This window comes from Paenibacillus sp. FSL P4-0081, assembly GCF_000758565.1.
Taxonomy (GTDB): Bacteria; Bacillota; Bacilli; order Paenibacillales; family Paenibacillaceae; genus Paenibacillus_AQ; species Paenibacillus_AQ phytohabitans.
In genome coordinates this window covers 376,157-401,091 of sequence record NZ_CP009280.1, presented here as the reverse complement: position 1 = coordinate 401,091, position 24,935 = coordinate 376,157, and the positions used below count along the sequence as shown (strand labels likewise).

Here is a 24,935-nt window from a genome sequence, read left to right as displayed (position 1 = left end):
TTTATTCCCCCTCCGTCTTAGTATTTTTCTTTACAAGAGCCTTGTTTACAAGAATCTGTCCATAACCATATTGATCATCCCGGCCCGGATCACCAAGGTCGACAACACTTTTCTCCAGAAGATTAAGAATTTTATCTGATTTTGGAAATTTATGATGCTTGTCATAATAGTTAGAAATTAGCAATGCTGCTGTAGCTGATACCTGCGGAGCGGCCAAACTTGTTCCATATGAAAGAGAGTAACCTTGTGGAATATTTAATATGCTGTCCAGTGGTGTATTCGGCAATTGGCCGGGAAATGCGGTTAACATCAGATCCGTTACATTAATCTCTCCGGCCGTATCGAAGTTATCCCCAAAATAACCGCCATATGCAACATAATCAATATACGGTCCATAATTAGAATAGGGAGCCAATCTGTTGCTCTTTGTTACCGCCCCCACACTAATCACATTCTCAAGCATACTGGGAACATGTATCTCATTAGAAGCATTGTCATAATCTGCATTGGAACCGCGGTTTCCGGCCGATGCAACAACAATCACCTGATTTTTATCTGCATAATCAATCGCACGTTGATAAGCTTCTTGCAGGATATATCCTGCTTCGTCCAACTGAATGTAACTTCCGGCACTGATATTAATTACTTGATTTTTGTCATTGGTTGCCTGTACTACAGCACTGAGAAGATCAAAGCTGTTTCCTCCATTGTTATTCATAATTTTATATGGAACAATACTGATCTCCGGAGCCAGCAGATTCATTATCCCTGCAACTTGAGTACCATGCCCGTTTTGATCCTGAACGTTATTGTTGCCGTCTACATAATTCCAGCTATTTGCTGTAACAATTGTTTGTCCAAAATTCTCATTTGACAGATCCACACCGCTATCCAGAAGAGCTATCTTAACCTCGGGGTTACCCTCCTGGATTTTATATGTTTCATAATTGTTAGTCTGCGATTCCGCATACCACAGATATTCATTCAGTTCTTCTATCCCGTGTAAATCCCAGGAAATTTTGTTATGGAACAGCTTGGCTTCTGATGATTCTATAGGCTCTTTATACCAGGAAGCATCTACAGCAGCCGAGATATCCTGTAAACAGCTATTCAGTTGGCCGATATTTCCCTTTAATTGCAAGAAACCAATCTCCTGAATTTTTTTGACATTTATCTGGTTTTTAATAAGTATAGAGTCAATCTTCTTTATTTGCTTTGGTTTATCCAGTAGTACATATACAGTCTCTGTCAGGCCCTCTTGCTCATCGGCGGCGTATGCCAATTTTATAGGATTTAGCAAAGAGCATATAAGCAGTAAGCATAATATAAGGGCTGCTTGGTTCTTACATGTTCTCAAATTACACTTCCCCTTTCTTCAAATGGAAGATATGCACTTTCTTGAAATTTATCATAAAATTCTTTGTAAAATTCACTTGTTTTAAGCAGTTCCTGATGCGTACCACGGGCCACAATTCCCCCGTCCTCCATCACTATAATAAGGTCTGAGTCCATTATAGTGGTGAGCTTGTGTGCGATGACGATCCGGGTACATTGTAGCTTCCTGAGAAAAAGATCAATACGTTTTTCATTCTGATGATCCAATGAACTAGTGGCTTCATCCAACAACATGAGAGACGGTTTATTAAGCAACGCCCTTGCCAAGGCAATCCGCTGCCGTTGTCCTCCAGAAATATTCATTCCGAGTTCTGAAATCATTGTATTAAAACCCATGGGCATCCGGACAATATCCTCATATATTTCCGACATTTTGGTAACATCTTCAATATTTTCCATGCTGACATTCTCATTGTATACGGCAATATTATCTTTAATGCTCCTATTAAACAGCGAAGCATCCTGCGGTACAACACCAATCTGCTTGCGTAGAGCGCTTAAATTCAGTTCACGGATATCTTTTCTATCAAAGAGAATAGATCCCTCCGAAGGCATATACAAGCCAAGAATCAGTTTAGCTAGTGTACTCTTACCAGCCCCGGATTGCCCGACAATTGCTATTTTCTGTCCCGAAGAAATATCCAGATTGATATCTTTTACCACCAGCTCACTGTGCTCACTGTAGCGGAATGATACATTCTGCAAGAGAATATTCCCCTGAAAATCTTCAATAATCTCTTTATCATCGTCTGTATGCTCGAGCGGCTCATCCAATACATCCTGCACACGCTCAAGATACGCTCCAGTAAGTAAAAATGCATTGATCGTTTGCACAATAGAGCTGCTCATCCCGAAGAAATTATTTGAAAGCGAGTAAAACGCGATTAATTCACCTAACGAAAGCTGCTTGTTGAAAACCTGTGTAGCTCCAATCCATAACACCAGCAGCGGCGAGATCATTTGAAGAGTCCCTGAAATAGAAGCAATCAAATTCATGAATCCTTCCTTATTCCTGTAGGCATGAATCAGTTGATCAAGGAACGAGGACCAACGGCTATACGTTTCCTTCTCGATGCCCGCTGTTTTGATTCCAAAAATGCCGTATAAAAACTCTGTCTGATAGCTCTGGAGCTGGGATGTCTTTTGAATTTCGTTCTGATTGACCTCTTTCAGCCGGCGCTTTGTAAGAATCAATACCAGTAAATTTAACAGTGATAGGCCTATCACTGTTAATGTAAGAATTAGAGACTTGTTGAGCATATAAATTGTAATAAACGTAATTGCACTGATATCAAGGAGACCAAGTACGAGCCGCGAAGAAAGCATTTCTCTGATAACTCGGAGACTACTGGAGCGAAATAATAAATCACCGAACGATCTTAACTGAAAGAACTGATACGGAAGCTGCAGGATGTGGGAAAAGAAGTGCTGCATCATCCTTTTATCGAGCATATTATTGAGGACTATAATGAATTTCCCCCGGAAAAATTGAACACTCCCCTGTACAATTGTCAATAGAATGACGCTCAGCATAAATACGGACAACAATTGAACTTTATTAGCCGTAATAATATTGTCAATCAGATACTGGACCAAGATGGGCATGCCCAGAGTTCCTAGCTGATAGATAATAGCCATCACGAGGACAAGAGCCACATTTTTGGGTATCTCCATTAAATAATTAAGAAACTTACCCCATACCGATGCTTTTTTCTGCGGAACTACCTGCTCTGTTGGTATCATTTCCAATACGACGGAGTTATAGCTCTTCTGAAATTGTTCAAAGGACATCGTACATCTGCCCACGGCCGGGTCAATAATTTTCACACTGTTCTTGCCTATTTTATCGACAACTACATAATGATTTTCTTCCCAGTGGACAATTACTGGTAATTGCAGCCCAACGAGCTGGTGCAATTCAGCCCGGAATACCTTGGCTTCAAAGCCTAACCGCGTGGCCATACTTCGCATTGTATACATTGTGACACCATCGCGGCCTATACCTGCCATGTTACGCAATTCCCTCAGAGTCTTGTGTACCTTGTATTTTCCGGCCACCATAGAAATACAGCATACGCCACACTCCGTCTGTAGCATTTGCTCCACAAACGGTGTCTTCATCATGAACATATAACTTCCTCATATTTCGGAATATCTAATGAGAGAATCGATGGGATCTTGGGATCAAGAAATCTGAGCAAGCCTAAGCCAATTCCGCTGAGCCCGGTAAATAAACCAAGCGACTCAATATCAGGGTGCATTCCCGTTTGCCAAAGCTGTCCGGGTATCCGGTTGAACTGTGCCACGTTCTCTGTATCGACAGGTTCCCGCCCTGAAACCAGACTTCGAACATCCATAATTATGTTGCGGTTACCTACTTCACCATGACACATAGAGTGTCCGATAGGTCCGCTTTGTTCTTCTAGTACATCTTCCATTAAACGATCAATAAGCAGAAGCTCAGTCGGTACATCGGGCAGCAAAGATCCAATATGAGCCCGAGCCAACAAGATGCCATAAGAACCATGACACCAGTAATTGGATGCTAATGCGTGCTTATTCTCCCGCAAATCCAACCATTTCCGGCTGGCTTCTACATAAAATTCGTTCTCTATGCGTAGTAATTCTATAACTGTCTGCTCAATTGCATGTGACGAAAGCACACTCTGGACATGCGCCAAGGAAAAGACAATCCCGCTAAGACCATGGGCAAACCCGGCAGAACGCATGCTATCCTCTTGAAGGACTGTATTTCCCAGTTCCGACAGGAACTGATCTGTCAGACTCTGAAGCACTCTCTTAACTTCATCATTTGGATAGGCTTGATAAAGGTTAGTTAACACCTTAAGCAAGCCGGCATGTCCTCTGATAATATCAATATCTTTTTCTAACGGAAGAAGCTTTTCGATGGCGGGTAATGTATTGACAGCCCGCTCAAGCAGTGTGGCATCCCCCCACAAACAGCCTAGGTATGAATACAGATATACAAAAGTGCCAATACCAAAAAAGGCAGAAGTTGAATCCATATTGGCAAGCCAGTATGGTTCGTCATTTATCAACTCGTTCAAAATAGATCTTGCTGCTTTCTCATACTCCGCCGAGCCCAAGGTAACCCCCAACTGCGCGTAAAAAATTGCCAAGCCTCCTAATCCGTCATACACACCCGGCGGAAGCGGTGACAGATAGATAGCATCTTCATCACCAACATTGGTGCTAATCCAAACCGGCCCTCTGCCTTTTTCATCATACAATGCAGTAGACAATATTCCGTCGGCTATAGCTTGGACCTCTTCTTCCAGCGAAACAGACATGAGCTTTTGGGCCGGCTGCTCCAGATTCCCCTTCCATACATTGTCGATCAGCGTTGCCATTGAAAGAGAGATGTACCTCTCTTGCTTTAGACAATCGGCTTTAGAGAAGGAACGGATACGGGCCTTGACTAAGGCTATACTGCTTTCATTGTAGAAATTTTCAAACTCTTCACCTGCTGCATTATAAAGGTTCCTGTTGCCTGCGCGGAAAGTAAAATAAGGAACATCATGATTCACTAAATCATTAATCTCAGAACTTACAAATAAATGAGCACGATCGGACCATTCAGTAAGAGACCACATGTAGTCAAATAAACCCTCTCGGTCAATCCCTCTTTGCAAATATTTGGGATGTATGCTGGCATCCAGAAATTTACCGTACACATTGGTCGGTCTGAAGACATGCCGTATTTCATCATTACTAAAGATATCCATCAAAGACTCAAATTCATTCTTGTGCATTTCAATAGAATGATAGGTATCACGGAACCCTTCAAGCAAATATTGTTTATAGCTAAAAATATCAATTTCATGGCCATTAATGGCTGGAACATTAAGCTTATTCTGTGTTAACAATTCCTTTTCAGCAAAAAACATCGCATCTGTGCCAAAGTTAGTTATACCATAGCCCTTATTCTTCTTGGATTTCTGCCCTCCCCTCCCTGCAATGCCACTTAAATCATAGTCGAGCATCTGATCATGCTTAAATTTGATAGGCAGCATCAATGAGGACAGCACAGAATTCTTCAGCTCCAGCACGGTAACATGAAGTTCATTCTGGCTTTTAAATAAATCAAGGTGATTGTCAAACAACGTTTCCAAATCAATTAGAATGGGATACTCGCCAGAAGCGATTAAATTCTCATTATGAAAGTCGACCGAACGAAAAGCATAAAGCAATGCTACATTCATCCCTTGTCTGTAAAAAAACCGCTGAACCTGTGCTTCGTCAGTACAATCGTTGTAGGGAATAAACTCCTGCCATCCATATTTCTTGCGATCCAGCACCTTGGCTGTACGTAAAGGGTATTTCACACCGCTGTTATTCAGCCAGTTCACAACCTCAGTGAAATGAGCATCAACCATGAGTGAACGCGGCTTATAGACCAATTTACCCGCAGATGTCTCAATGATCTCAACACTGCTTCCTTTCTTGTGAGAATCCCCCAGATCCCCTTCGACTCCAATCAGGCAAGGCGTATGAAAACCAAATATAGCTTCAATGATTGCATAGTCTTGTATAAAACGGTTTACAAGCAATTTATGTATATCTATTAATTGAACGATACGCTCACAAAGAATTCTGCCCAGTACCGGATAGACCTCAAAAATTTCAGCAAAGTTTCTAGGATCGCCGAAATACTGTTCTACAAAATAAATATACCTGTCCTCTCCGGTGTTACCCTCCAACCTTCCTTCAAGTCTTGCTATATTCAGCTCCGCAATCAACATCTTAGTTGACAGCTTATCAATCTCGCCATGGATGATGGCAATAACACTGCTCATGTATTGATGGGTATCGATCTTATTCTCCATTAGAGGAGTTAATTGGGATAAGGCTTCAAAAAACACTTCAAACTCATGCTGAACGTACAAAATAAATGGAGTGAAATACGTAATAAAGGATTTATGGGGAAGCTCATATTTTATATCCGAGACAGCTTTTGGATCAAAGGCTGTAACTTCTTGAATAATCCGGACCCAATCCGGTGAATGGTTCTCCAGCAGTTCCTCATAATGATAAATTCCATATTCATAGTCTTGTTTGGTCATTTGGAGAGCACATAATTTATTGTTCAAGGCCTTGTCAGAGATGGTGTAATCAATTTCTTCTCCCCCATTGTCAAGTTGTCCTTTATGAAATGGAGTTAGTTCATGCAGGTATGCACTTTGCTTAAACGCGGTTTGAAGCTCAATCATCATAATTACCCCTTACTCATGAATTAATAAGAAGGCTGCCATAAAGACTAGCTTTACAGCAGCCGCGTTGCACATTCAATTGAGTTCATTATGTCCACAAGTTGACAGATTGACGATTACTCCAACTCTCACCTGCAGTTTCTTACCATGTTGTAATCCCCTAGATTCTTACATGAAAGGGTAGCCATTTATCTTAGCTTTTTAATTTAATTTGTATTGATAATTACTATTAGCACTTGCTGGTACATTTAGTAGTTGGGCAAAGATTAGCAGAAATATCTACTGCCCCAATGACGCAAGGCCATGATGATGTTGTAAGCGGAGTCGTTTCTGGATTCACGTCACCTGCTCCCCCGGTGAGCATTCTCAGTTCTTCCTCACTAACTACACCAACTGCATTGCTGGTTCTCAAAAACTCATTGCGGATTTGGGAATTTTTCATAATATAATCTCCTCTTTCCAATTATTTAACAATATGTAAGAATTGGGGTTGACTATCCTTTCCAAAAAATAATATACTATATTTGGAATTCCAAGTCTACCATTATTTTACCATTATTCAAAAAGGAGAGATTTATTATGTTTTTTAGCAAAGAGATGGTATCCGCATGGAAAAACCCGGTGGCAAGAAGAAACCTCGGTGATGTACCTCACCCTTCCGGTGATGTAATGGCAGAACTGAAAGATGAAGACCTTCAGAACTTCGCCGGCGGGTGGGATACAAACACCTTGACCACAAGTACAAGTATCTTTATCAGCCGTGGACTCGGCAACGATGGCTGGGTATGCACATGGAGCAAAGAGTGTATGCCAAGCTGTAATTAATCAGATCGTCTGAAGCTGCGGATGGGCGCCTAATTGCCCATCCGCTTTCTTTTCTTACACTTTTAAACAACTCATTTGCTATTCTTTATAACAAATACTTAATAGGTGTGTGCCAACTCATGACTAATAAATATTTTGTCTATAATGAAAGAAAGCCTGTTGCAGAAACTATCAGTAATGCGGAGATTCAGGAAAAGTCTGCTTATTGGCGGACATTGTTTAATGACGATCAGGACTGGCTTAACAAATCCATTTCAATCTTCACCGGCGACAGTGTGGAATTACTCGCTAAGTCCTCTTTAACCCCCTTTATTGAATGGAATACCGGCAAAGCATATCACTATGATCACTGGATGAATGTAAAAGACCTTTTTTTCGCCACTTATAACCAGCCTCAATCCACGAATGTAATGCATCACAGCTCACTTATTTTTGATGCTCTGCTAACACGCTTCGCTTATGTAGCCGATTCCCAGTTTGCTTCTTATAATGTGTTGCTTCCTGCCTCCGTTAAAGAAAAGACTCTGTATCATTTAAAAGAAACCCTGTTGGAAATATCCTATCAAACCCTAATTCTTGAACTGAACGTATTACGGGTGCATGAGCAACTGGCTGGCGAAACGTCTGAAGAAAGGTATTTAAACTTCAATGACTCTTTCCTTAATGATCGCTCTTATATCCTATCCTTTTTTGAAGAATATCCGGTGCTGCTCCGAATCCTATGTACTAAAACGGCTTATTGGATAAACAACGTCGCGGAATTGTTACAGCGCCTCGGAACAGACGCCGAACAAATCAAAGACTATTTTGGCGTAAGCGGAGAACTTACCGATTTGGATCTTGGTCTTGGAGACTCCCATGACAAAGGGAAAATGGTGGCAATCCTTACTTTTGGAAACAAAAAGGTTGTATACAAACCCCGAAGCCATGAAGTTGATCTCAAGTTCCAGCAAATCCTAAGTTGGATAAATCATAGACAGCCGCTAAAGCAATTAGCCACTAACGCTATACTTAATTGTGGGACCTATGGTTGGTCTAATTTTGTTATGTACCGGGAATGTGACTCATTGGAGCAGTTGAATGACTACTATATTCGGCTGGGTCAACTGCTGGCCATTCTGTATAGTATTGATGCTGTTGACTTTCATCATGAGAATATTATTGCCTGCGGGGATCACCCGGTGCTAATTGACTTGGAATCTCTGTTTCATCAGAGCAAATACATTGAAATCTCTATGGATACTGCTATTGCCAAAGCACGATACATACTGACCCGTTCGGTTAATTCAACCGGAATTCTTCCTTTTAACGCCTATTATGAGAAGAAAGATAGCAATAAGGTGCTCGACTTAAGCGGACTTAGCGGGAAAGAAGCCCAAAAAGCACCGTTTGAGGCATATCAGCTTAAGCAGTCTTTTCGTGATGACATGCATTTGGCCAAGGATTCTTTTGAAATTCAAGAGGCGCTGAATGTGCCAAAGCTGGAGGGTAAGCCTGTTGAAATTGTTGATTATCTAGCTTCCATTATGGACGGCTTCCGGCAGGTGTACCGACTTATTTATCAAGACAGATCCTCCTACATTGCACTTTTAACAATATTTGAGGCTTGTCCTGTGAGAACCATTATCCGGCCGACAGCCGTCTATGCCCTGTTACTTAAACGAAGCTACCATCCTGACTTCCTGCGGGATGCGGTTGACCGGGAAGTATTCATGAGTAGACTAGAGAAGCCTGTGAATGAAAACACGAATGCCGATGTCGTAAAAAGTGAACTGCTTGATCTTTTGGACGGGGATATTCCCTATTTCTTATCCTCTCCTTCCAGCACACACTTGGAATTGACGAATCAAACACTGGTCATGGATTATTTTGAGAAGTCGGCGTTAGACCGAGTAAGAGATAAAATTCATTCCCTGTCAGAAACTGACCTTAGTGAGCAAATTCATGTTATACGTATGTCCATCCTGGCCTCCTTCAATGCAAAGCATCATAAAGATTCACTGGCTTTAAGCAAAGAAACCGGGCACATTGCAGTTGAAGAAGCGAACGGAATCAACATTCTAGATAGCTCAAAGAGAGTTGGTCGATATGTTGTGGAACAATCCATTACTGCCGAAGGCAGTGAGGATATTAGCTGGATTAGCACAATGATTAAAGGTATTGATGAAATTTCCTGGACGATATCTCCTGTCAACCTGGATTTATATAACGGTGTAGCCGGTATTGGCTTCTACCTTAGCTATCTCGGCAAGCTAATTCCTGAGGATAGACAGTTTGAGGATGCTACAGTGCGATGCGTAAATACTGTTATTGATTCACTGCACGAGCTGCAGAAACAAGATATAGATTGGACACCTTATGTAGAATTGGGCGGATTCACTGGAATTACAAGCTATCTATACTTCCTGCAGCACGCATCGGTTAACCAACGGCGTCCCGAATGGTTCCAGGCTGCACTGCAATTTCTACCGCTGATTGGAGAATCGATTGAGAAGGATACTCAATTTGATATTACCGGAGGAGCTGCGGGTGCCTTAATGGTGCTTCTATCCCTTTATGAGCAGCAAAAAGAACAGGAAATCCTTGTGCTTGCGAAGCGATGTGTGCGTCATTTACAGTCTAGTGCAACAGCAATGCCCGTTGGCATCGCCTGGCGCGATCCTTATCACCAGAAGTTCTATACCGGCTTTGCACATGGCTCCTCAGGAATTTTGGCCGCACTCGCAAAATACAATAAACTGATGGAAGATCCTACGGTCCGGCGTACGATTGAGGAAGGCTTGTTATTTGAGAGAAGTATGTACGTAACTGATGAAAAGAATTGGAGATCTATTGGAAGAGATCAGCTTTCCGTTGCCTGGTGCCACGGAGCCCCCGGCATCCTGCTCTCCCGTCACATTTTACGCGAAAGCGGTTATCACGATGCTATGCTGGAATCAGAAATTGAAGCCGGGATTGAGACTACGCTCAGATTAGGTCTGGATAATAATAGATCCTTCTGCCACGGAGATTTTGGGCAGCTTGAGATCCTAAGAAATTTCTCAGACCAATATCCTGCTGTAAAGACAGCAGTATCTGACCTTTCCGGAAGGCTCCTGGAGTATTACAGTAAGTATAGAATGAATGGAGGTGTGTCACGCGGAGTGGAGGCTGTCGGCCTAATGCTTGGATGGAGCGGGGTAGGCTTTGGACTGCTCAAAGAAGCTTTTCCTGGTAAACTGCCGCAGATTCTTCATCTAGCCCCACCCAATGATTTTAACTAGTTCTGATCAGTCAATCTAAGCGCGTCGAGGTACTCAGAATCACTTCTCTGATAACCTCACGCGCTTTTTTCTGCATACCGGCAACGGCTGATAAGGAATACTATTAAACGGTGATATCCCTTTTGGTAAAAGTGAGATAGGAGATTCCCATAAACGCAACAAAGTAGACTATCATGATAATCACTGAAAAAGAAAGGTTCATTCCCTCTATCACTGGCGTGCCATCTAAATATGTAGATAAGTCGTAATTGGTAAAAATCAAATATTTGGTCCAATCATATTTCGTTGCAAAAAATTGCGTCAGCGTAGTTCCAGTGAAATATAGCAGCAAGGAGACACTCACTGAAAGTAACGCATTTCTGAACAACACGGATATAGCAAAGGCTAAGGTTGCCATCATTATAATAGTCAAAAGCGTTGCCAAATACTTTAGACACAGATAGACTGTCATCGACATCTTTATGACCTCGCCATTCTGATAAGCAAGATAATAATTGTTTCCACCTGTTCCCAGCCCCACATACCCCAATAATGATGCAAATATCAGGAATGTCACAAACAACAGGATAATATTTATTACTGTAGATATATATTTCAGCAGAAGGAAACTTCCTCTGCGAATCGGTGAGGTTATTACAAATTTAATAGTTCCTTTTGAATATTCAGCGGAAATGGCATTAGCAGCAAAGACAATAGCCACCAAGGTAATCAGTGTGGTCAATGGTCTTAGTTCGTTGATCAGTGTCAATACGTCATATTTGGTCGAAGGGGCAAGATCCTGATCAAGCCTGTATTGATTCACTATGATTTGTTCGGAGAGGAAACGGTGCATAGGCATGCTTGGCTGAAGAATAGCGATCTGTTTCTGATCTTCCTTGATTTGATTCTCGATCCCGGATCTCCAGTTTGTATTCCCATTTGTAATGTCTGAGCTGCTGAAACCAATTAAAACTGCATATCCTACAGTAATGATGAATAGCATTATGGTGATCAACCATGTGTTACGGTTATTATAAAATCGATATAGTTCATTTCTAAGTAACCGCATCAGCTTACCCCCTTATCACTTTTCAATAATTCAATAAAATCTTCTTCCAGTGTCTTTCTGCCCTGTTTCATATTCAGCACGTCAATATCATGCTGCCTCAACATGTGGATTACACTCATAATTTGTTCTTCAGGTAACAAAAATGCCAGATCATTCGCTCCGTTGTTATTCTCCACTTTATGGCCGGCTTTTATTAACAGCTGTTTAGCTTGTTCTACATGTAACCGCTCGAATGAAAGAGTATAGCGGAACTCATTAATCATTCTGAGATTCTCTTTAATTTCCACTATTTCTCCGTTATTCATAACACCATAGTAGTCACACAACATCTCCACCTCGGATAATAAATGACTGGAGAGAAAGACTGTTTTCCCTCGCTTCTCAGCAAGCTCTCTGAGTATTTTACGTAGATCAATAATACCTTGAGGGTCCAATCCGTTAGTCGGCTCATCCAAAATGACCAGATCAGGATTATGCAGCAGCGAAACCGCCAGACCCAGGCGCTGTTTCATACCTAACGAATACTTCTTGACCCGTTTGTTCGCACTCTCATTCAATCCAAATGCCTTAAGCTGGCGTACGATGTCTTCCTTGCCCAGCTTTTTACGAAAGGCTGATATATAGCGCAAGTTCTGGAATCCTGTCATTTCTTCGTAAAATGACGGGTTCTCTATCACAGCACCCGTTCTTTCTATAGCATTTTTATAATCAGATTGAATGGAACTGCCCCCGATGCGGACATCACCCGAACTCATCTTCATCATACCCACCATGATCTTGATTAAGGTTGTCTTTCCGGCTCCGTTCGGTCCAAGCAGTCCGAATATTTTCCCTTTCGGAACTGACAAACTAACATTCTTTAGTATATCCTTGCTCCCCATTTTTTTAGAGATTTGATCAATAATTAAAAAGTCCAATTTGTAATCCTCCCAAGACGGATGCTGTATCCGTCATTTAATTCTGTTTCCATAAACCAATCCAGATAAAAAAACCAGTTATGATGGACAATGAAAACAGTATTGTGACCATATTTCTATACTGATCATAACTCAGGTCTACCCAAGAACTAATGAATATGATCAGTGAAAAGCTGCTGCATAAGACAAGAAACATAACTTTAAAAAATTTGTTTAAAATGTAGATTCCCCGCTCATCTCGGATCTTGGAAACACAAATTACGATTCCTATAAATGCCATAAACCCTGCTACTGCAAGGATGGAGTTCATAAGAGAAAGAGAGCTCATTTTAATCCCCCCCTTCATAATCAAACACATCATAGATGCTTTTCTGAAAAACTTCAGCAATGCGGAAAGCCAGCTTTAGGGATGGCATATATTTGTTTTTCTCAATAGAAATTACCGTCTGCCGGCTAACCTGCAGGGCATCTGCCAATTGCTGCTGCGTCCAGCTCCTCTCATTACGCAACTCAATAATATGATTTTTTAGATAAGAATCACCAACTCCCATATTTACCATTCCTTGTTATATATTCTTTTTAATATCATAGTTCCATTTTATTCAAATGTAAAGAGTCCTTTACTTTTTTTTTATAAATACCCTTTTTCCAAAATAAAAAAGCCTATTCCTCCTTATGGATGGAATAGGCCTTTTCATTACCTATACAGACTGGGTCTGCCAATATTGCTTGGCAATCCGCTGTCCTTGATTGATTTTCGCCCATTGCTCATCTTCTGCCAGCTCATTACCACCGTCGCAGGAGGCAAATCCGCATTGATGAGAGAGAAACAGCAGGCCTTTATCAATAATCGTCGCTGCTTCATTCAGCAGTCTGACTACGCGCTCTTCATCATCCAGCGTATTGGTCTTGGAGGACAGCAGGCTGAGTACAATCTCGGTATCCGGCGATCCTTGAAGACAGCGAGAGGCTCAAGCGAACCCGCACGCTCATCATCCCACTCCAGGAAAAAGCGGTCATACTTCAGCTGCCTCAGAAACAGGTTGGCAATCTTAACGTACGAGCCCCCGCCCATGTTACGGGAATCATAATTCCCGGGGGAGTTCGGGTTATCGTCTGCAAAAGCCCCCATAGGCAGTCGTCGAACTGAATGATTTTGCCGCCAAGATCAGCGAATTCCCCCACAAATTCCTTATAGGCCTTAACGAGGCCGGCTTTCAGCTCCTGTCTGTTCTTGTAAATGGCATCCTTGCCGCCAATGTTGTCAGACCAGGAGAGCTCTCCAAAAATATGCGACGGTGATGGAACACACAGCTTCGTTTCACGGTCACCGGCATGCTCGTGGAACTCCTTGAATTTTTTGATAAAATGATGGTTCTTCCCGCTCAGCTCCTTCAAAGCCCCATACAAAATCCAGATGCCACATCGATTTCGAATACTCACCGTCCGTTATTACCGACAGACCGTGCTCAATTTCCTTGTTCACTACATCCTTAATTGACTCAGCCTCGCAAGTCTCATAACCCGCAAAATCCTCATAAAACGGATAGCTGATACCATCCCGGTGCTCGATCTGCATTTTATATTTTAACAGTTCCGACGGCCGTAACAGGCTGCCCACAATTTGAAATTTAAAGGAGGGCAAGTATGAAACGATTGTATAAGGCTGAGCTCCGGTTCTCGCGTAGGTTTGGAGTCTGTTTCTCGCGCTCGTAATGTTATCGGGCATAGGGTTAGGTTCAGGCAGCAGCGACTACTGTATCGTCCATGGCTTATTTCTCGGCGGCAGACGGGCCGGTCATCTCCAAATAAGGTGTAGGACAAGCCAGCTACGGGTTTGTTATGCCAATATTCAATGGCGGTGCAGCAACCTGGAATGATGTATTTTACTTTCTGATGCAATTCTTTTAGCTTTCTATTTCTATCCCCTTCTACCTTCTCTTCAGTCTCCACCCTATTGTAGTATTTTTTTAATAATTCATAAGGTAAATATGAACTTGATTTGGTAATACATTCATCAAGTGATGTCGATATTATATTTCCCTGTAATATTTTCCGAATCGTTACTTCAAGCTCAGAATATACTTCTATTGCTTTCTCTGTTTTTCCTATTGTACTTTTTTGATTCTCAATTAAATATGCCCGGAACTGTTTGTACATCCAAATGGCCACAAGGGATAGTACAATATAAAACATTGCTAACGGCGAGTTTTGAAAGAATGCCTTTATCGCAGATACTAAAAAACTTTCATTCATTTTGATCCCCCTTACATAATTTTCATTTGCGTATCATTACGTATACTGAAATTAGACTGAGTAGTAGACACAGAATATATTGAAAGGAGCGGCCTTAGAAAAGGAGATTGTGTCATATGAAAAGGCATAAGGCAACAACCTATTCCAAACATACGTTACCTGCTCAGGACAACGTTCTTAACCGCGAGTTTCAAGCTACGAAGCCAGAAGAGAAATGGGTAACTGACATTACCTACATCTGGACGAGAGAAGGCTGGTTGTATCTGGCTAGCGTCATGGATCTGTACTCCCGTAAGATTGTGGGATGGCAAATGGGTGAGCGGATGACGAAAGAGCTCGTAATAAGCGCTCTACAGCAGGCCTATGGCCGAGGACGTCCAGACCCTGCATAGTGTATTCAAAAAGGAATTGATCTACCTAAATCGCTATGAAACTAGGGAACAGGCGAAGCAGAGTATTTTCGAGTACATTGAGTTTTTCTACAATACTCGGCGTATTCATTTCTCCATTGATTACCATACTCCCACGGAGTATGAACAGCTTCATCTATACCAGGCTGCTTAATGATCTGTGTCTACTATCTTGACAGAGGTCCAGACAGTGTTCTATAGTTTCAGAGCACTATTAGTTAAAAATCAACATTTTTTTGAGAATATAAAGAAAAGAAGAGGGGTTACAGCTCCCTCTTCCCTTCAACCTTATTGAAACAGCTTATGAATGAGAGCAATGATTAATTCAGCAGTTACGCTGATCACTACGCCCGTTATTAGTTGCTCCAATAAGCTATTCTTTTTGTTTTTGTTCTTCTTACCTTTTTTCATCCGCTACCTCCAGATAATGAAGGCACGTACCGAAACTAGGCAGAACACGTTTTTGTATTCCCTGCTTTAACAGGTTCTACTTTCTCTTGCGAATTATCGCCTTTTTAACTCTTCTTTTTAGATCGGTCCAATGGGGCGATCTTCTCCTCCGCACATAACGCGGCAATTTAAAATTCCTCCGAACTGCTAAGCTACGAGTACAATGCCCGTAGTAGGGAACAGTTTTCACCGCCCCGCTTTATTTTATCCTATATATCCCATATGTTCAACGTATTTCTATTCCTTTTTCATTCTATTATATCTGCCGCATAAAAATAAAGATAAAATACTAAATTCCATAGTTATGAGGAAATAATATCTTATCACATACTCTGTAGTACAAATAAACTCGCAAAAGAGCGTTTATGCACCGTTTCAACCGGAACGTGACCTCCCCTGCTCCTATGGCCCTCATGCTGTAAACACAGGCTCCTGCGAGTTTTTCTCCAAAAAACTTGCCCCTACTTATGGTACGGTTCACCGCGGTAGCTGTGTAAAAGTACTTAACGCTAGCTATAATTATTCTTTAATTTGAAGTATTGGACAGGTTCATTCTCTCCTTGGCGATAATGTATTTCATTACGATTTGCCAAAAAGGAACTCCTCTACAATTACGCCCGGAAATACTGCTTCACAGTCCCTTTACCTGCTCCAGCCAACACCTCCGCAAAAGCCCCGTTCACCAGCGTAAGTTGCGGCGGCAGATGGCCGCAGTCGATATCGTAAATGACCGGCAGCTCCAGCTCCCCGGCCAGCTCCTCATAGACATCTTCCACGGTGTAATTCTCCATAGGACGGTTAGCTGCGCTCCGGCCGAACATCAGGCCGCTGCAATGGTCGAACCAGCCGGCCAGCTTCATCTGCAGCAGGGATCTGCGCAGATCCGTTACCGACAGCTCACAGTTCTCCAGGTACCACAGGATGGGCTCATTCTGGATGTAATGCTGCCGGAAATGCCGCACATCCCCATACGGCGTGCCGATGAGATGCCGGATTACATCAATACAGCCGCCGAGCAGCCGGCCCTGCATAGTTACGTTCTGATTACCTACAGTCTTCCAGTTGGTGATTTCGGTAAGATTGAACACATGGGGTGAAGGCTCACCGCCTCCCCATTCCAGCTGGTACTGCTGTGAGGAATGCTGAAGTACCGGTTCCCCGCTTGCTGTAGACAGCACGGATTCCCACATAGCTGTCACCGGGTCTGTCTCTTTTCCACGTAAATCAATAAAATTGGTGCCGTGAGCAGTGGCAATGCCTGTCCGGAGAGTAACGGCCAGCAGCAGCACACTGATATCAGAGTAACCGAGAATCCATTTGACCTTCATGTGATCGAAATCTACCTGCTCCAGAATCTCGATCAGCAGCTCCCCGCCCCAAGGCGGGATGATGAGCCCGATGCTGTCATCGGCCATCATGGCATTGAATTCAGCCGCACGCACGCTTGCCGGTGCAGACTTGGCCTTATCCTGCGTCCACGCCGTTGCTCCGCATACCACGCCATAACCCTGCTCCTGCAGCCGGCTGCAGGCTAGCTCGAGCAGTTCACGCAGTTCCTCCCCTACTCCCGATGAAGGAGCTGTCACACCTATAACTGCTTCTGCTTCTAATGACGGATATCTGATCATTTTTGCGTATCCTCCTTAATCCTAATAAAAAGTGATACCCAAACCATAAGCAGTTTGAATATCACCTATTATGAATATCTCTTATATGTTTGTGTATGTCATTTATCTATTGGATCGTGTATTTATCGTTGTTCCACCTTATATCCTTATCCCTCAGGTTCCCGGCTTATCACGGCTAATCTCCAGAATATCCAGGAAAAAGACGAAGATCGGAATGCCGAGAATCAGTCCCCATACGCCGATATAATGCTCGGAGAACAGCAGCACGATGAAGGTGTAGAACATTGGAAGGTTCATTTTGGAGGACATCAGCTTAGGGTTGAGGAAGTAGCCTTCCATGACATGCAGCACGGCAATCATAGCCAGTATGTAGATCGTCATCACCAGTCCGCCGGTATTGTAGCCGATGATGCATAGCGGAATAAGCGAAATGACAAAGCCGACCACTGGAATCAGGCTGAGCATGAAGATCATAATGGCGAGCGCAAAGAGATACGGGAAGGGTTCGAAAAAGAAACCCATGATCCATAACCCGACAACCGTGAACAAAGTATTGAACAGCGCAATCAGGATCTGGGCTTCAATGACTTTACCGAAGGAGGCTATGAATTTCCTGCCGAAATACTCAAGCTCTACATAGAACCAGGAGATCTTGCTGTCTCTCAGGCGGGAGGTGAAGCTGACAATTCTGTTCTTCTCCAGGATGAAGACAAGGCTCAGAATCGTTGACAGGACGAACGTAGTTCCCCAGTCACTGATTTTGAACACGTATTCAATGCCTTGATTCAAATAGCTCTGGTAGTTCAATTCCTTAACCATGCTGAATAAATACTGCATAATCTCGTTCTGTGGGATGTCGTCAGAGGTTAGTGTTCCGAGAAACGCGGTTAATTGCTTAATCTGCGAGAAGACCTTGGGCAGATATTTGACAAGGGCCAGTACGATCATAGTGATGAGCGCTAAGTATAAAATAATAATGATTACCTTGCTGTTCACCTTGACATATTTGCCGATTCTTTTGCTCAAAAGCACCTGAAAGCTGTTCATTACATAAGCAATCAGGAACGTAAGCAGCACCAGATTCAGCATGTCTCTAATACTGTACAGCAGCAGTCCAATCAGTGCCAGAATTAAAAAGCGGCGGACTGTTAAATTTGCAAAGTAACGCTTGAATACATCCATTGTTTCCTTGTTCCTCTCCATTCGCAGGCGATTAGGACCTTTAGTTATAGTGTACCGTAACGAAAACAATTATAGCAACTTCGGCAGAGTCAAAAATACGCGAAAAAACAAACTTTATGTCATCTTGCCAGAACATCGGCTGCTTTATGCTATAATGTGTGCGAAATCATGAAGGTAGAAGCAATTTAATTCCAAATCAATGGAGGCTGTATCCCTTATGGGCAAAATCATCTGCATCACCGGAGCATCATCCGGCATCGGCCTGGCGTCCGCGCTGAAGTTTGCACAGGAAGGCTGGACGGTCTACGCCGGCACCCGCCATCTGGAGCGCGATCAGGAATTGTACCGCAATGTGGACAATCTGCAGTTCGTAGAACTGGAGGTTACGCAGCCGGACAGCATTCAGCGGGTTATCGACCAGATTGACCAGGAGCACGGTACGCTGGCTGTACTGTTCTGCAATGCCGGGTTCGGCTATCTCCGGGCGCTTGGACAAGCTCCATTCACTGATATCGAGCGCATATTCGATACTAATGTGTACGGGGTTATGCATACGATCCGGGCTGCACTGCCCCTGCTGCGCAAGACCGGCTACGGCCATATTGTTGCTACGTCCAGTGTCGGCGGGCTCATTGGACAACCGATGAACGAGATCTACTGCGCCAGTAAATTCGCGGTGGAGGGACTGCTGGAGAGTCTGGCTACCTATTACAAGCCGCAATTCAATATCGACATTACCCTGCTTGAGCCTGGCGCCATCGCTACAGAATTCAATAAGACCGTCCTTGGGCATGTAGCAGACACCGGCGGCATCCTCGAAGATGAATACAAGCCGATTCTTGATGCCTACACAGGGACCTTCCTGAAAAGGAATGTAGAACCGCAGACTGCAGAGTCCGTAGCAGACGTTATGTGGGATCTGGTCCAGCTGGAGACCAAGCCGCTGCGCCTGCGCACCTCCGAACGGGCCGAAGAATTCGTCTCCCGCAAGGTCAGTACAGACCCTACCGGACTTGACGGTGTACTTCATATTCGAAAAATCCAGCTGGATATGTAACTGCAGCGTCAGTCTTCCGCTTCTCCGGCCAGCTCCTTCGCGATCAGCTCCTGATTGCTGCGGTGGAAGTTGGACATATTGGGCGGGAACGCACAGCCTTCGATCAGAGCATCAACCGTTTCCTGGATGCCTGAAGCTACAGCCGTACGCATGTTGTGGATATACTTCAGGCTCTCTTCCCTGCGCCGCTCCAGTTCTACGCTGCTGTCCGTTGCCTCCCCGTGTCCGGGGACCAGCAGCGTGAACGGGTGCCGGGCCAATATCTGCTCCAGCTTGCCGAGCGTTGCTTCGTAAGCCAGACTGCTGTCGTAGATATAGGGGAACTCCACGTCAGACAAGTAGTCTCCGGCAATGAACAGCCCGGCAGACTCCACTATAGTAAATAGCCCATCATCCGTATGGCCCGGCGCAGCATATCCCGTCAGCTTCAAATCCCCGAATACCAGCGTCTGCCCATCCTGCTCCATCACATGATCCACCAGCGGATACGTGATTTCATAGTCTCTCCTGAGATAATAACTATCTTCGAATACCCGGATCTGTTCAAGAATATCTTCGCGTTCCCCGGCGCTTTTGTCCGCGAATGCCCTGCTTGCGATGACTTCAGCATCCCTGAAGGCCCCATATCCGATAATATGATCGAAATCAGAATGAGTGAATAACAGGAGCAGCTTCCTCGCGCCAAGAATGTTGTCTACATACCGCCGGATTTCCTCCACCTCACGGGGCAGCCAGCAGGGATCGGTTACCAGCACACAATCGTCCGTCTCCATTACAAGTGAATTCGTCATGTACAGATCACTTTGGAACAGAGTTACAGGACCACGCTTCCATCTAAACATTAAATACCTCCCAAGGGACATTACACCCGCTTTATAGTTTACGATTCTTATCCTATGACTATTCTACATCTAGTGTTTCGGTTGAAAAAGGGCGTTGTTACTCCACAAACGAAAGAAAAGTAGATGTATCCACCTTCTTTAGTACGCTTCGCATATCAATATTATGAAATCCTTATATTTCTTTACAATATATTTATTTACATTTTCCAGAAACTGGAGTAGTATACACCTGTACTTAAAATACCATTTTTTAGGAGTCAATTAATTTAAAGTGAAATCGATTTTTTTACCATTACTGTGTGGAGTGTTTTTCCTAACTAGCGCTACGGCTTCAATGGCCGCACCTGGTAACAATTCAGAAGGAAGTGTCGCAGCGAAAAATGCTCCATATGTATCCACAACCACCACTGAGTTAAAGACGGCGTATCGGGTCAGGTGACGGACACCAAAACTTATGTACTGCAGCCAGGGATGGAATCCTATGGTAAAATATACACAGATAATACAAAAACCGATGTCATCACAACGAAAACCGATGGAACTGTATATCTAAATAATGTTAAAATTGAAGACACGCAAATTAAAACAAGTCCAAGTTCAGGCGGAATTCAAATACTTGAAGCAGGGGGCGATAAGGGGTCTTGTTATTACGATAACTATTCTTCTACCGCTGGTGGTACTTTTTATGCAGCAACTTACCAACATTATGACTATGGTCCAACTGGAAGTAACGTAAGTAAGTACTTTTCGCAATCTAATTCACAAGCATCGGACTATAAAATGTATGTTAATTCTTTTTCTGGATCTCTAAGCTCGTTGAAAGCTTTTCAGTATGCAGCTAAAGCGGCTGGAATTGCTGTAGTTATTTCTTTAGCTGCAATTCCAGGACTTATTGCATCGGCTCCAGCTTTTGCTGCTACAATTTGGGGGGTTTATAATTCAAACAAGGATTGTGACTCCGCTATAAATAATGCTTATCAAACATTATCGGCTATGTAATTGACCTAGAACCAGCGAAGTGACAATGAAGGGGGTTCGCCAAATTAGGTTCCACCTTCATTGGATTCTCCAATTGCTCTAACAGTTCCTGAATGGTACGCGCCGGAACTATACAAGCTTGGTGATAAACTAGCTAGTATAATTACAAAGCAGAAGGGAATTTTCGGTGGAACAAACGGTTTACTATGTGACTATTTTATGTGTTAATTCTGTTGGTTTGATTTATGTTATTTATAATTGGATTAAATATAGATTTACCAAAAAGAAAGATATAAACTCGTTTATGCTTTTTTTATTGAATTTTTTCACTCCAATGATTCCATGGGTAGTAAAACTTGAAGACGTAAATATGAATCTTTTGCTCCTGTTTATATTTTTAAATTTTTCATTTTTCTTAATAAATCTCAAGATAAACAAAAATTAGAACAAAAAAAACACTTTATTGTTGCTCAAGTCGTTAGGGTGAAATTTCACCGTAAACGACTTGAGCTTTTCAAAAATTTAACTAGTGCCCCTTCCGTGATCATAGTTGGGAAAACGGGTAATTATACGTAAATCCAACTCTCTCGAGGTGAGCGGCATGACTATTTTTGTTCGTGATTTAACTCAGGAAGAAGGCAACCGCCTTCTGCGGATTGCCCGCAAAGGAGCCGATCCGGTTCAGGTCCGTCGAGCTTTGCTTATTCTGGCCTCTGCTCAAAAAATGAAAGTCCCTGAAATCAGCCGGCTTTAACTGCTTTCCTCTTCCTTCACAGTTTGCGTCAACCATCCATCACAAACGGTTTTATCAAAACTTCTGTTTATATTCTTTGAAATCAAATTTCCCGGTTTCCCGATCAACAGCGACAGACCAGTATCTTTTATGAAATGCCCCACAGTTTCTGTATTCATCATGCAAAAAGCCCTCCGGCACAAAGCCGAAGGGCTAATTCTTAACATACACATAATTATGCAGCTTGTCTCTGCTGCTCAGCTCCGCTGTTACCGCTGGATCGGCTCGATCCGGTAAGTAGCGTTGCCGCCATCTGCGGCTGATCCGCCGCCGGTAATCTGCCAGCCGAAGGATAATACATCCTCCAGCCGTTGCTTCTGTGATTCCGATAACACCGCTTCGACTGCTTCGCGGCCTTCCTCCAGCTCCAGCTTCGGCTGGGTGCGGAGTGCAACGGCAATCCAGCTGCGGATGCCGCGGATCGTGTTGTATTTGATCTGGTAGCCTTCGGTCACGGCCTGACGGAACAGCTTCGGCTGTTCACCAGCCAGCGTAGACAGCTGCCCGTAATCGAACTCGTATTCACTCTCGTCGGCAGGCAGATCCCCTTCGGCAACCCGCCGCAGCAGTTCTTCATCGGACCAGCCCAGAGAACGCAGCGATTCCACCAGCAGGGCGTCCCATTGCGATAACTTTACCTTGTTCTTCGTTTCTGTCATTATAGATCCTCCTTATCCACATAAGTGCTCATATCCTGATCATTTGATCATTGCTCAGACATTACCTGAATTCAGTCCGTAAAATCTCCAGCCACGTAATGCCCCGGGCTGACTTCCCGCAGCACAGCGGCTTCCTCATCCCCGCGCGTTACCGAGTAGGCATCCAGCCGGATTCGCTGGCTGGCCTTCAGCGGGTCCGTCTCCAGAATGGAAGACAGCAGCGCCTTGGTATACGGATGCTGCGGATTGTCATACAGCTCATCGCTCTCCGCAACCTCAACGAGGCGGCCGCCGTACATGACGCCAATCCGGTCAGAGATATGCCGGACCATCGACAGGTCATGGGCAATGAACAGATAGGTCAGTCCGAATTCGGACTGCAGATCCTCCAGCATATTGACGACCTGGGCCTGCACGGAGACATCCAGCGCCGAGATCGGCTCGTCGCAGACGACGAACTCGGGCCGGACCGACAGCGCCCGGGCGATGGAGATCCGCTGGCGTTGCCCGCCGCTGAACTCATGCGGGAAGCGGTAGAGATGCTCTCTTTTGAGTCCCACCTTCTCCAGCAGCTCCGCCACGGCTTCCTTGCGCTCTCCGCCTGGGTAGAGTCCATGAATCCGCATCGGCTCACTGATCAATTCCAGCACATTCAGGCTGGGGTTCAGTGAAGAGTACGGGTCCTGAAAAATCGACTGAATCCGTCTGCGGAACGGCTTCAGCCCTTTCTCGCCCAGCTTGCCCAGCGGCTGCCCGTCATAGAATACCTCGCCGTCCGTATAATCGTACAGGCGGAGCAGACAGCGGCCAACCGTTGACTTGCCGCTCCCGGATTCACCCACCAGTCCGAAGGTCTCGCCCTGGCGGATCTGGAAGCTGACGCCGTCCACGGCCTTAAGCACAGCCGTATCACGTCCCCGCATATCCTTGCCTTTGGAGAAATGCTTCTTGAGATTGTTCACATCTACGAGCACCTTGCTCTCACTCACCGGAATCCCTCCCCACTGTAACTGCCGCCTGCTGCTCTGCACCTTCAGCCAGCCAGCACATCGAGCGGTGGCCAGGTGCAAGCTCTACTACCGGCGGACGTTCACTGCAGCGGGCAAAAGCATGCGGGCAGCGGTCCATAAACGGACAGCCGGGCGGCGGATTCAGCAGATCGGGCGGTGTGCCTTCAATCGGAATCAGCCGCTCCCGCGATCCGCCGCCGCGCTTCGGAATCGAACGCAGCAGCCCTTGTGTATAAGGATGCTGGGGACGATAGAAGATATCCTCCACCGTGCCCTCCTCCATCACAAGTCCGCCATACATCACAATGACCCGCGTGCAGACCTGGGCCACGACACCGAGGTCATGGGTAATCAGCGCTACCGCTGTATCCGACCGTTCTTTCAGCTCCTTGAACAGATCCAGAATCTGCGCCTGGATGGTTGCATCCAGCGCTGTGGTCGGCTCATCGGCAATCAGCAGCTCCGGCTGGCAGGAGAGCGCCATCGCGATCATGACCCGCTGGCGCATGCCTCCGCTGAATTCATGCGGATACTGCTTCAGGCGCTGCTCCGGATCACGTATGCCAACCTGGCGGAGGATTTCCGCCGCCTCGGCATACGCCTCCGCTTTATTGAGTCCGCGGTGTCTGCGGATAACTTCGGTTAATTGCTGGCCTATTCTTTTGACCGGATTCAGCGAGGTCATCGGGTCCTGAAAGACCATCGCGATCCGGTTCCCGCGCAGGGTCCGCCACTGCTTCTCCGTGAGTCCCTTCAGACTCTCGCCGCGAAACTCCAGTTTCCCGGCAGTCATGCGGCCCGGCGGCGTGATCAGGGACATGACCGCCTTGGCGGTAACGCTTTTGCCGCTGCCGGATTCTCCGACAATCCCCACCGTTTCACCGGCATCTATATGGAAGCTAACGCCGCGGACGGCCTGATTCTCGCCGTCCCGGGTAGCAAATGAAACCTGCAAATTCTCAACAGTCAGCAGCCGTTCAGTCATGATGTT

At 44.6% G+C, this 24,935-nt stretch carries 21 protein-coding genes and 2 pseudogenes; 6 read left to right on the top strand and 17 right to left on the bottom strand.

The window, feature by feature from the left end:
- Position 1 precedes the first annotated feature (1 nt).
- The 4 genes from P40081_RS01835 to P40081_RS37160 all read right to left on the bottom strand — a co-directional run bounded on the left by P40081_RS01835 (position 2) and on the right by P40081_RS37160 (position 7,068).
- Positions 2 to 1,357 carry a S8 family peptidase gene (locus tag P40081_RS01835; RefSeq protein WP_081969794.1) on the bottom strand — a complete coding sequence of 452 codons (1,356 nt, stop codon included), beginning with the start codon at positions 1,355 to 1,357 and terminating at the stop codon, positions 2 to 4.
- Entirely contained in the window at positions 1,354 to 3,519 is a 2,166-nt protein-coding gene (locus tag P40081_RS01830) for a peptidase domain-containing ABC transporter (protein ID WP_231575268.1), read from the bottom strand. Before P40081_RS01830 ends, P40081_RS01835 begins: the two co-directional genes overlap by 4 nt.
- Complete coding sequence (locus tag P40081_RS01825; RefSeq protein ID WP_081969793.1) at positions 3,516 to 6,629, bottom strand: type 2 lanthipeptide synthetase LanM family protein; 3,114 nt, start codon at positions 6,627 to 6,629, stop codon at positions 3,516 to 3,518. Before P40081_RS01825 ends, P40081_RS01830 begins: the two co-directional genes overlap by 4 nt.
- Positions 6,630 to 6,855: 226 nt before the next feature.
- Positions 6,856 to 7,068 carry a class II lanthipeptide, LchA2/BrtA2 family gene (locus tag P40081_RS37160; protein WP_076243499.1) on the bottom strand — a complete coding sequence of 71 codons (213 nt, stop codon included), beginning with the start codon at positions 7,066 to 7,068 and terminating at the stop codon, positions 6,856 to 6,858.
- Between the two features lie 137 nt (positions 7,069 to 7,205).
- On the opposite strand from P40081_RS37160, the gene P40081_RS01820 reads away from it, so the two are divergent.
- Both P40081_RS01820 and P40081_RS01815 read left to right on the top strand, forming a co-directional pair.
- On the top strand, positions 7,206 to 7,451 hold the full coding sequence (locus P40081_RS01820; RefSeq protein WP_042132907.1) for a plantaricin C family lantibiotic: 246 nt from the start codon (positions 7,206 to 7,208) through the stop codon (positions 7,449 to 7,451).
- Between the two features lie 119 nt (positions 7,452 to 7,570).
- Positions 7,571 to 10,714 (top strand): type 2 lanthipeptide synthetase LanM family protein, encoded by a 3,144-nt coding sequence (locus P40081_RS01815; RefSeq protein WP_042132906.1) that lies wholly within the window; start codon positions 7,571 to 7,573, stop codon positions 10,712 to 10,714.
- Positions 10,715 to 10,817: 103 nt separating this feature from the next.
- On the opposite strand, the gene P40081_RS01810 is transcribed toward P40081_RS01815, so the two are convergent.
- The 5 genes and pseudogenes from P40081_RS01810 to P40081_RS38150 all read right to left on the bottom strand — a co-directional run bounded on the left by P40081_RS01810 (position 10,818) and on the right by P40081_RS38150 (position 14,935).
- Complete coding sequence (locus P40081_RS01810) at positions 10,818 to 11,762, bottom strand: DUF2705 family protein (protein WP_042132904.1); 945 nt, start codon at positions 11,760 to 11,762, stop codon at positions 10,818 to 10,820.
- Positions 11,762 to 12,679 carry an ABC transporter ATP-binding protein gene (locus P40081_RS01805; protein WP_231575267.1) on the bottom strand — a complete coding sequence of 306 codons (918 nt, stop codon included), beginning with the start codon at positions 12,677 to 12,679 and terminating at the stop codon, positions 11,762 to 11,764. Before P40081_RS01805 ends, P40081_RS01810 begins: the two co-directional genes overlap by 1 nt.
- A gap of 329 nt (positions 12,680 to 13,008) precedes the next feature.
- Complete coding sequence (locus tag P40081_RS01795; RefSeq protein ID WP_052421632.1) at positions 13,009 to 13,230, bottom strand: helix-turn-helix transcriptional regulator; 222 nt, start codon at positions 13,228 to 13,230, stop codon at positions 13,009 to 13,011.
- Positions 13,231 to 13,380: 150 nt separating this feature from the next.
- Positions 13,381 to 14,324, bottom strand: a pseudogene (locus tag P40081_RS01790) (5-methyltetrahydropteroyltriglutamate--homocysteine methyltransferase).
- Positions 14,267 to 14,935: a hypothetical protein gene (locus tag P40081_RS38150; RefSeq protein WP_156118511.1), complete on the bottom strand. Its 669-nt coding sequence runs from the start codon at positions 14,933 to 14,935 to the stop codon at positions 14,267 to 14,269. Before P40081_RS38150 ends, P40081_RS01790 begins: the two are co-directional and overlap by 58 nt.
- Positions 14,936 to 15,051: 116 nt before the next feature.
- Between P40081_RS38150 and P40081_RS39980 the strand changes: the two are divergent.
- A pseudogene (locus P40081_RS39980) lies at positions 15,052 to 15,499 on the top strand (DDE-type integrase/transposase/recombinase); the annotation flags it as partial.
- 134 nt (positions 15,500 to 15,633) lie between these two features.
- On the opposite strand, the gene P40081_RS39665 reads toward P40081_RS39980, so the two are convergent.
- The 3 genes from P40081_RS39665 to P40081_RS01775 form a co-directional block, all read right to left on the bottom strand.
- Positions 15,634 to 15,756 (bottom strand): hypothetical protein, encoded by a 123-nt coding sequence (locus tag P40081_RS39665; protein WP_256703813.1) that lies wholly within the window; start codon positions 15,754 to 15,756, stop codon positions 15,634 to 15,636.
- Between the two features lie 650 nt (positions 15,757 to 16,406).
- Positions 16,407 to 17,423, bottom strand: coding sequence for a S66 family peptidase (locus P40081_RS01780; RefSeq protein WP_042132899.1), 1,017 nt, complete (start codon positions 17,421 to 17,423; stop codon positions 16,407 to 16,409).
- Positions 17,424 to 17,576: 153 nt separating this feature from the next.
- Positions 17,577 to 18,605: an AI-2E family transporter gene (locus P40081_RS01775; RefSeq protein ID WP_042132898.1), complete on the bottom strand. Its 1,029-nt coding sequence runs from the start codon at positions 18,603 to 18,605 to the stop codon at positions 17,577 to 17,579.
- Between the two features lie 217 nt (positions 18,606 to 18,822).
- Here P40081_RS01775 and P40081_RS01770 point away from each other — a divergent pair, with 217 nt between their 5' ends.
- Positions 18,823 to 19,662 (top strand): SDR family oxidoreductase, encoded by an 840-nt coding sequence (locus tag P40081_RS01770; protein WP_042132896.1) that lies wholly within the window; start codon positions 18,823 to 18,825, stop codon positions 19,660 to 19,662.
- Between the two features lie 8 nt (positions 19,663 to 19,670).
- On the opposite strand, the gene P40081_RS01765 is transcribed toward P40081_RS01770, so the two are convergent.
- Positions 19,671 to 20,504: an MBL fold metallo-hydrolase gene (locus P40081_RS01765; RefSeq protein ID WP_042132894.1), complete on the bottom strand. Its 834-nt coding sequence runs from the start codon at positions 20,502 to 20,504 to the stop codon at positions 19,671 to 19,673.
- A 435-nt stretch (positions 20,505 to 20,939) separates the two neighbouring features.
- On the opposite strand from P40081_RS01765, the gene P40081_RS38145 reads away from it, so the two are divergent.
- Both P40081_RS38145 and P40081_RS38140 read left to right on the top strand, forming a co-directional pair.
- Positions 20,940 to 21,503 carry a hypothetical protein gene (locus P40081_RS38145; RefSeq protein ID WP_197074318.1) on the top strand — a complete coding sequence of 188 codons (564 nt, stop codon included), beginning with the start codon at positions 20,940 to 20,942 and terminating at the stop codon, positions 21,501 to 21,503.
- Between the two features lie 580 nt (positions 21,504 to 22,083).
- On the top strand, positions 22,084 to 22,236 hold the full coding sequence (locus P40081_RS38140) for a hypothetical protein (protein ID WP_156118509.1): 153 nt from the start codon (positions 22,084 to 22,086) through the stop codon (positions 22,234 to 22,236).
- Here P40081_RS38140 and P40081_RS38135 read toward each other — a convergent pair.
- The 4 genes from P40081_RS38135 to P40081_RS01740 all read right to left on the bottom strand — a co-directional run bounded on the left by P40081_RS38135 (position 22,233) and on the right by P40081_RS01740 (position 24,929).
- Positions 22,233 to 22,397, bottom strand: coding sequence for a hypothetical protein (locus P40081_RS38135; protein WP_156118508.1), 165 nt, complete (start codon positions 22,395 to 22,397; stop codon positions 22,233 to 22,235). The two genes, P40081_RS38140 and P40081_RS38135, sit on opposite strands and share 4 nt — an antisense overlap.
- 87 nt (positions 22,398 to 22,484) lie before the next feature.
- The gene (locus P40081_RS01750; protein WP_042132890.1) at positions 22,485 to 22,934 is read right to left on the bottom strand and encodes a hypothetical protein; all 450 of its coding nucleotides are present in this window, start codon (positions 22,932 to 22,934) and stop codon (positions 22,485 to 22,487) included.
- 71 nt (positions 22,935 to 23,005) lie between these two features.
- Complete coding sequence (locus P40081_RS01745; protein ID WP_042132889.1) at positions 23,006 to 23,923, bottom strand: ABC transporter ATP-binding protein; 918 nt, start codon at positions 23,921 to 23,923, stop codon at positions 23,006 to 23,008.
- Positions 23,916 to 24,929: an ABC transporter ATP-binding protein gene (locus P40081_RS01740; protein WP_042132887.1), complete on the bottom strand. Its 1,014-nt coding sequence runs from the start codon at positions 24,927 to 24,929 to the stop codon at positions 23,916 to 23,918. The genes P40081_RS01745 and P40081_RS01740 overlap by 8 nt, the downstream gene beginning before the upstream one ends.
- Positions 24,930 to 24,935 lie beyond the last annotated feature (6 nt).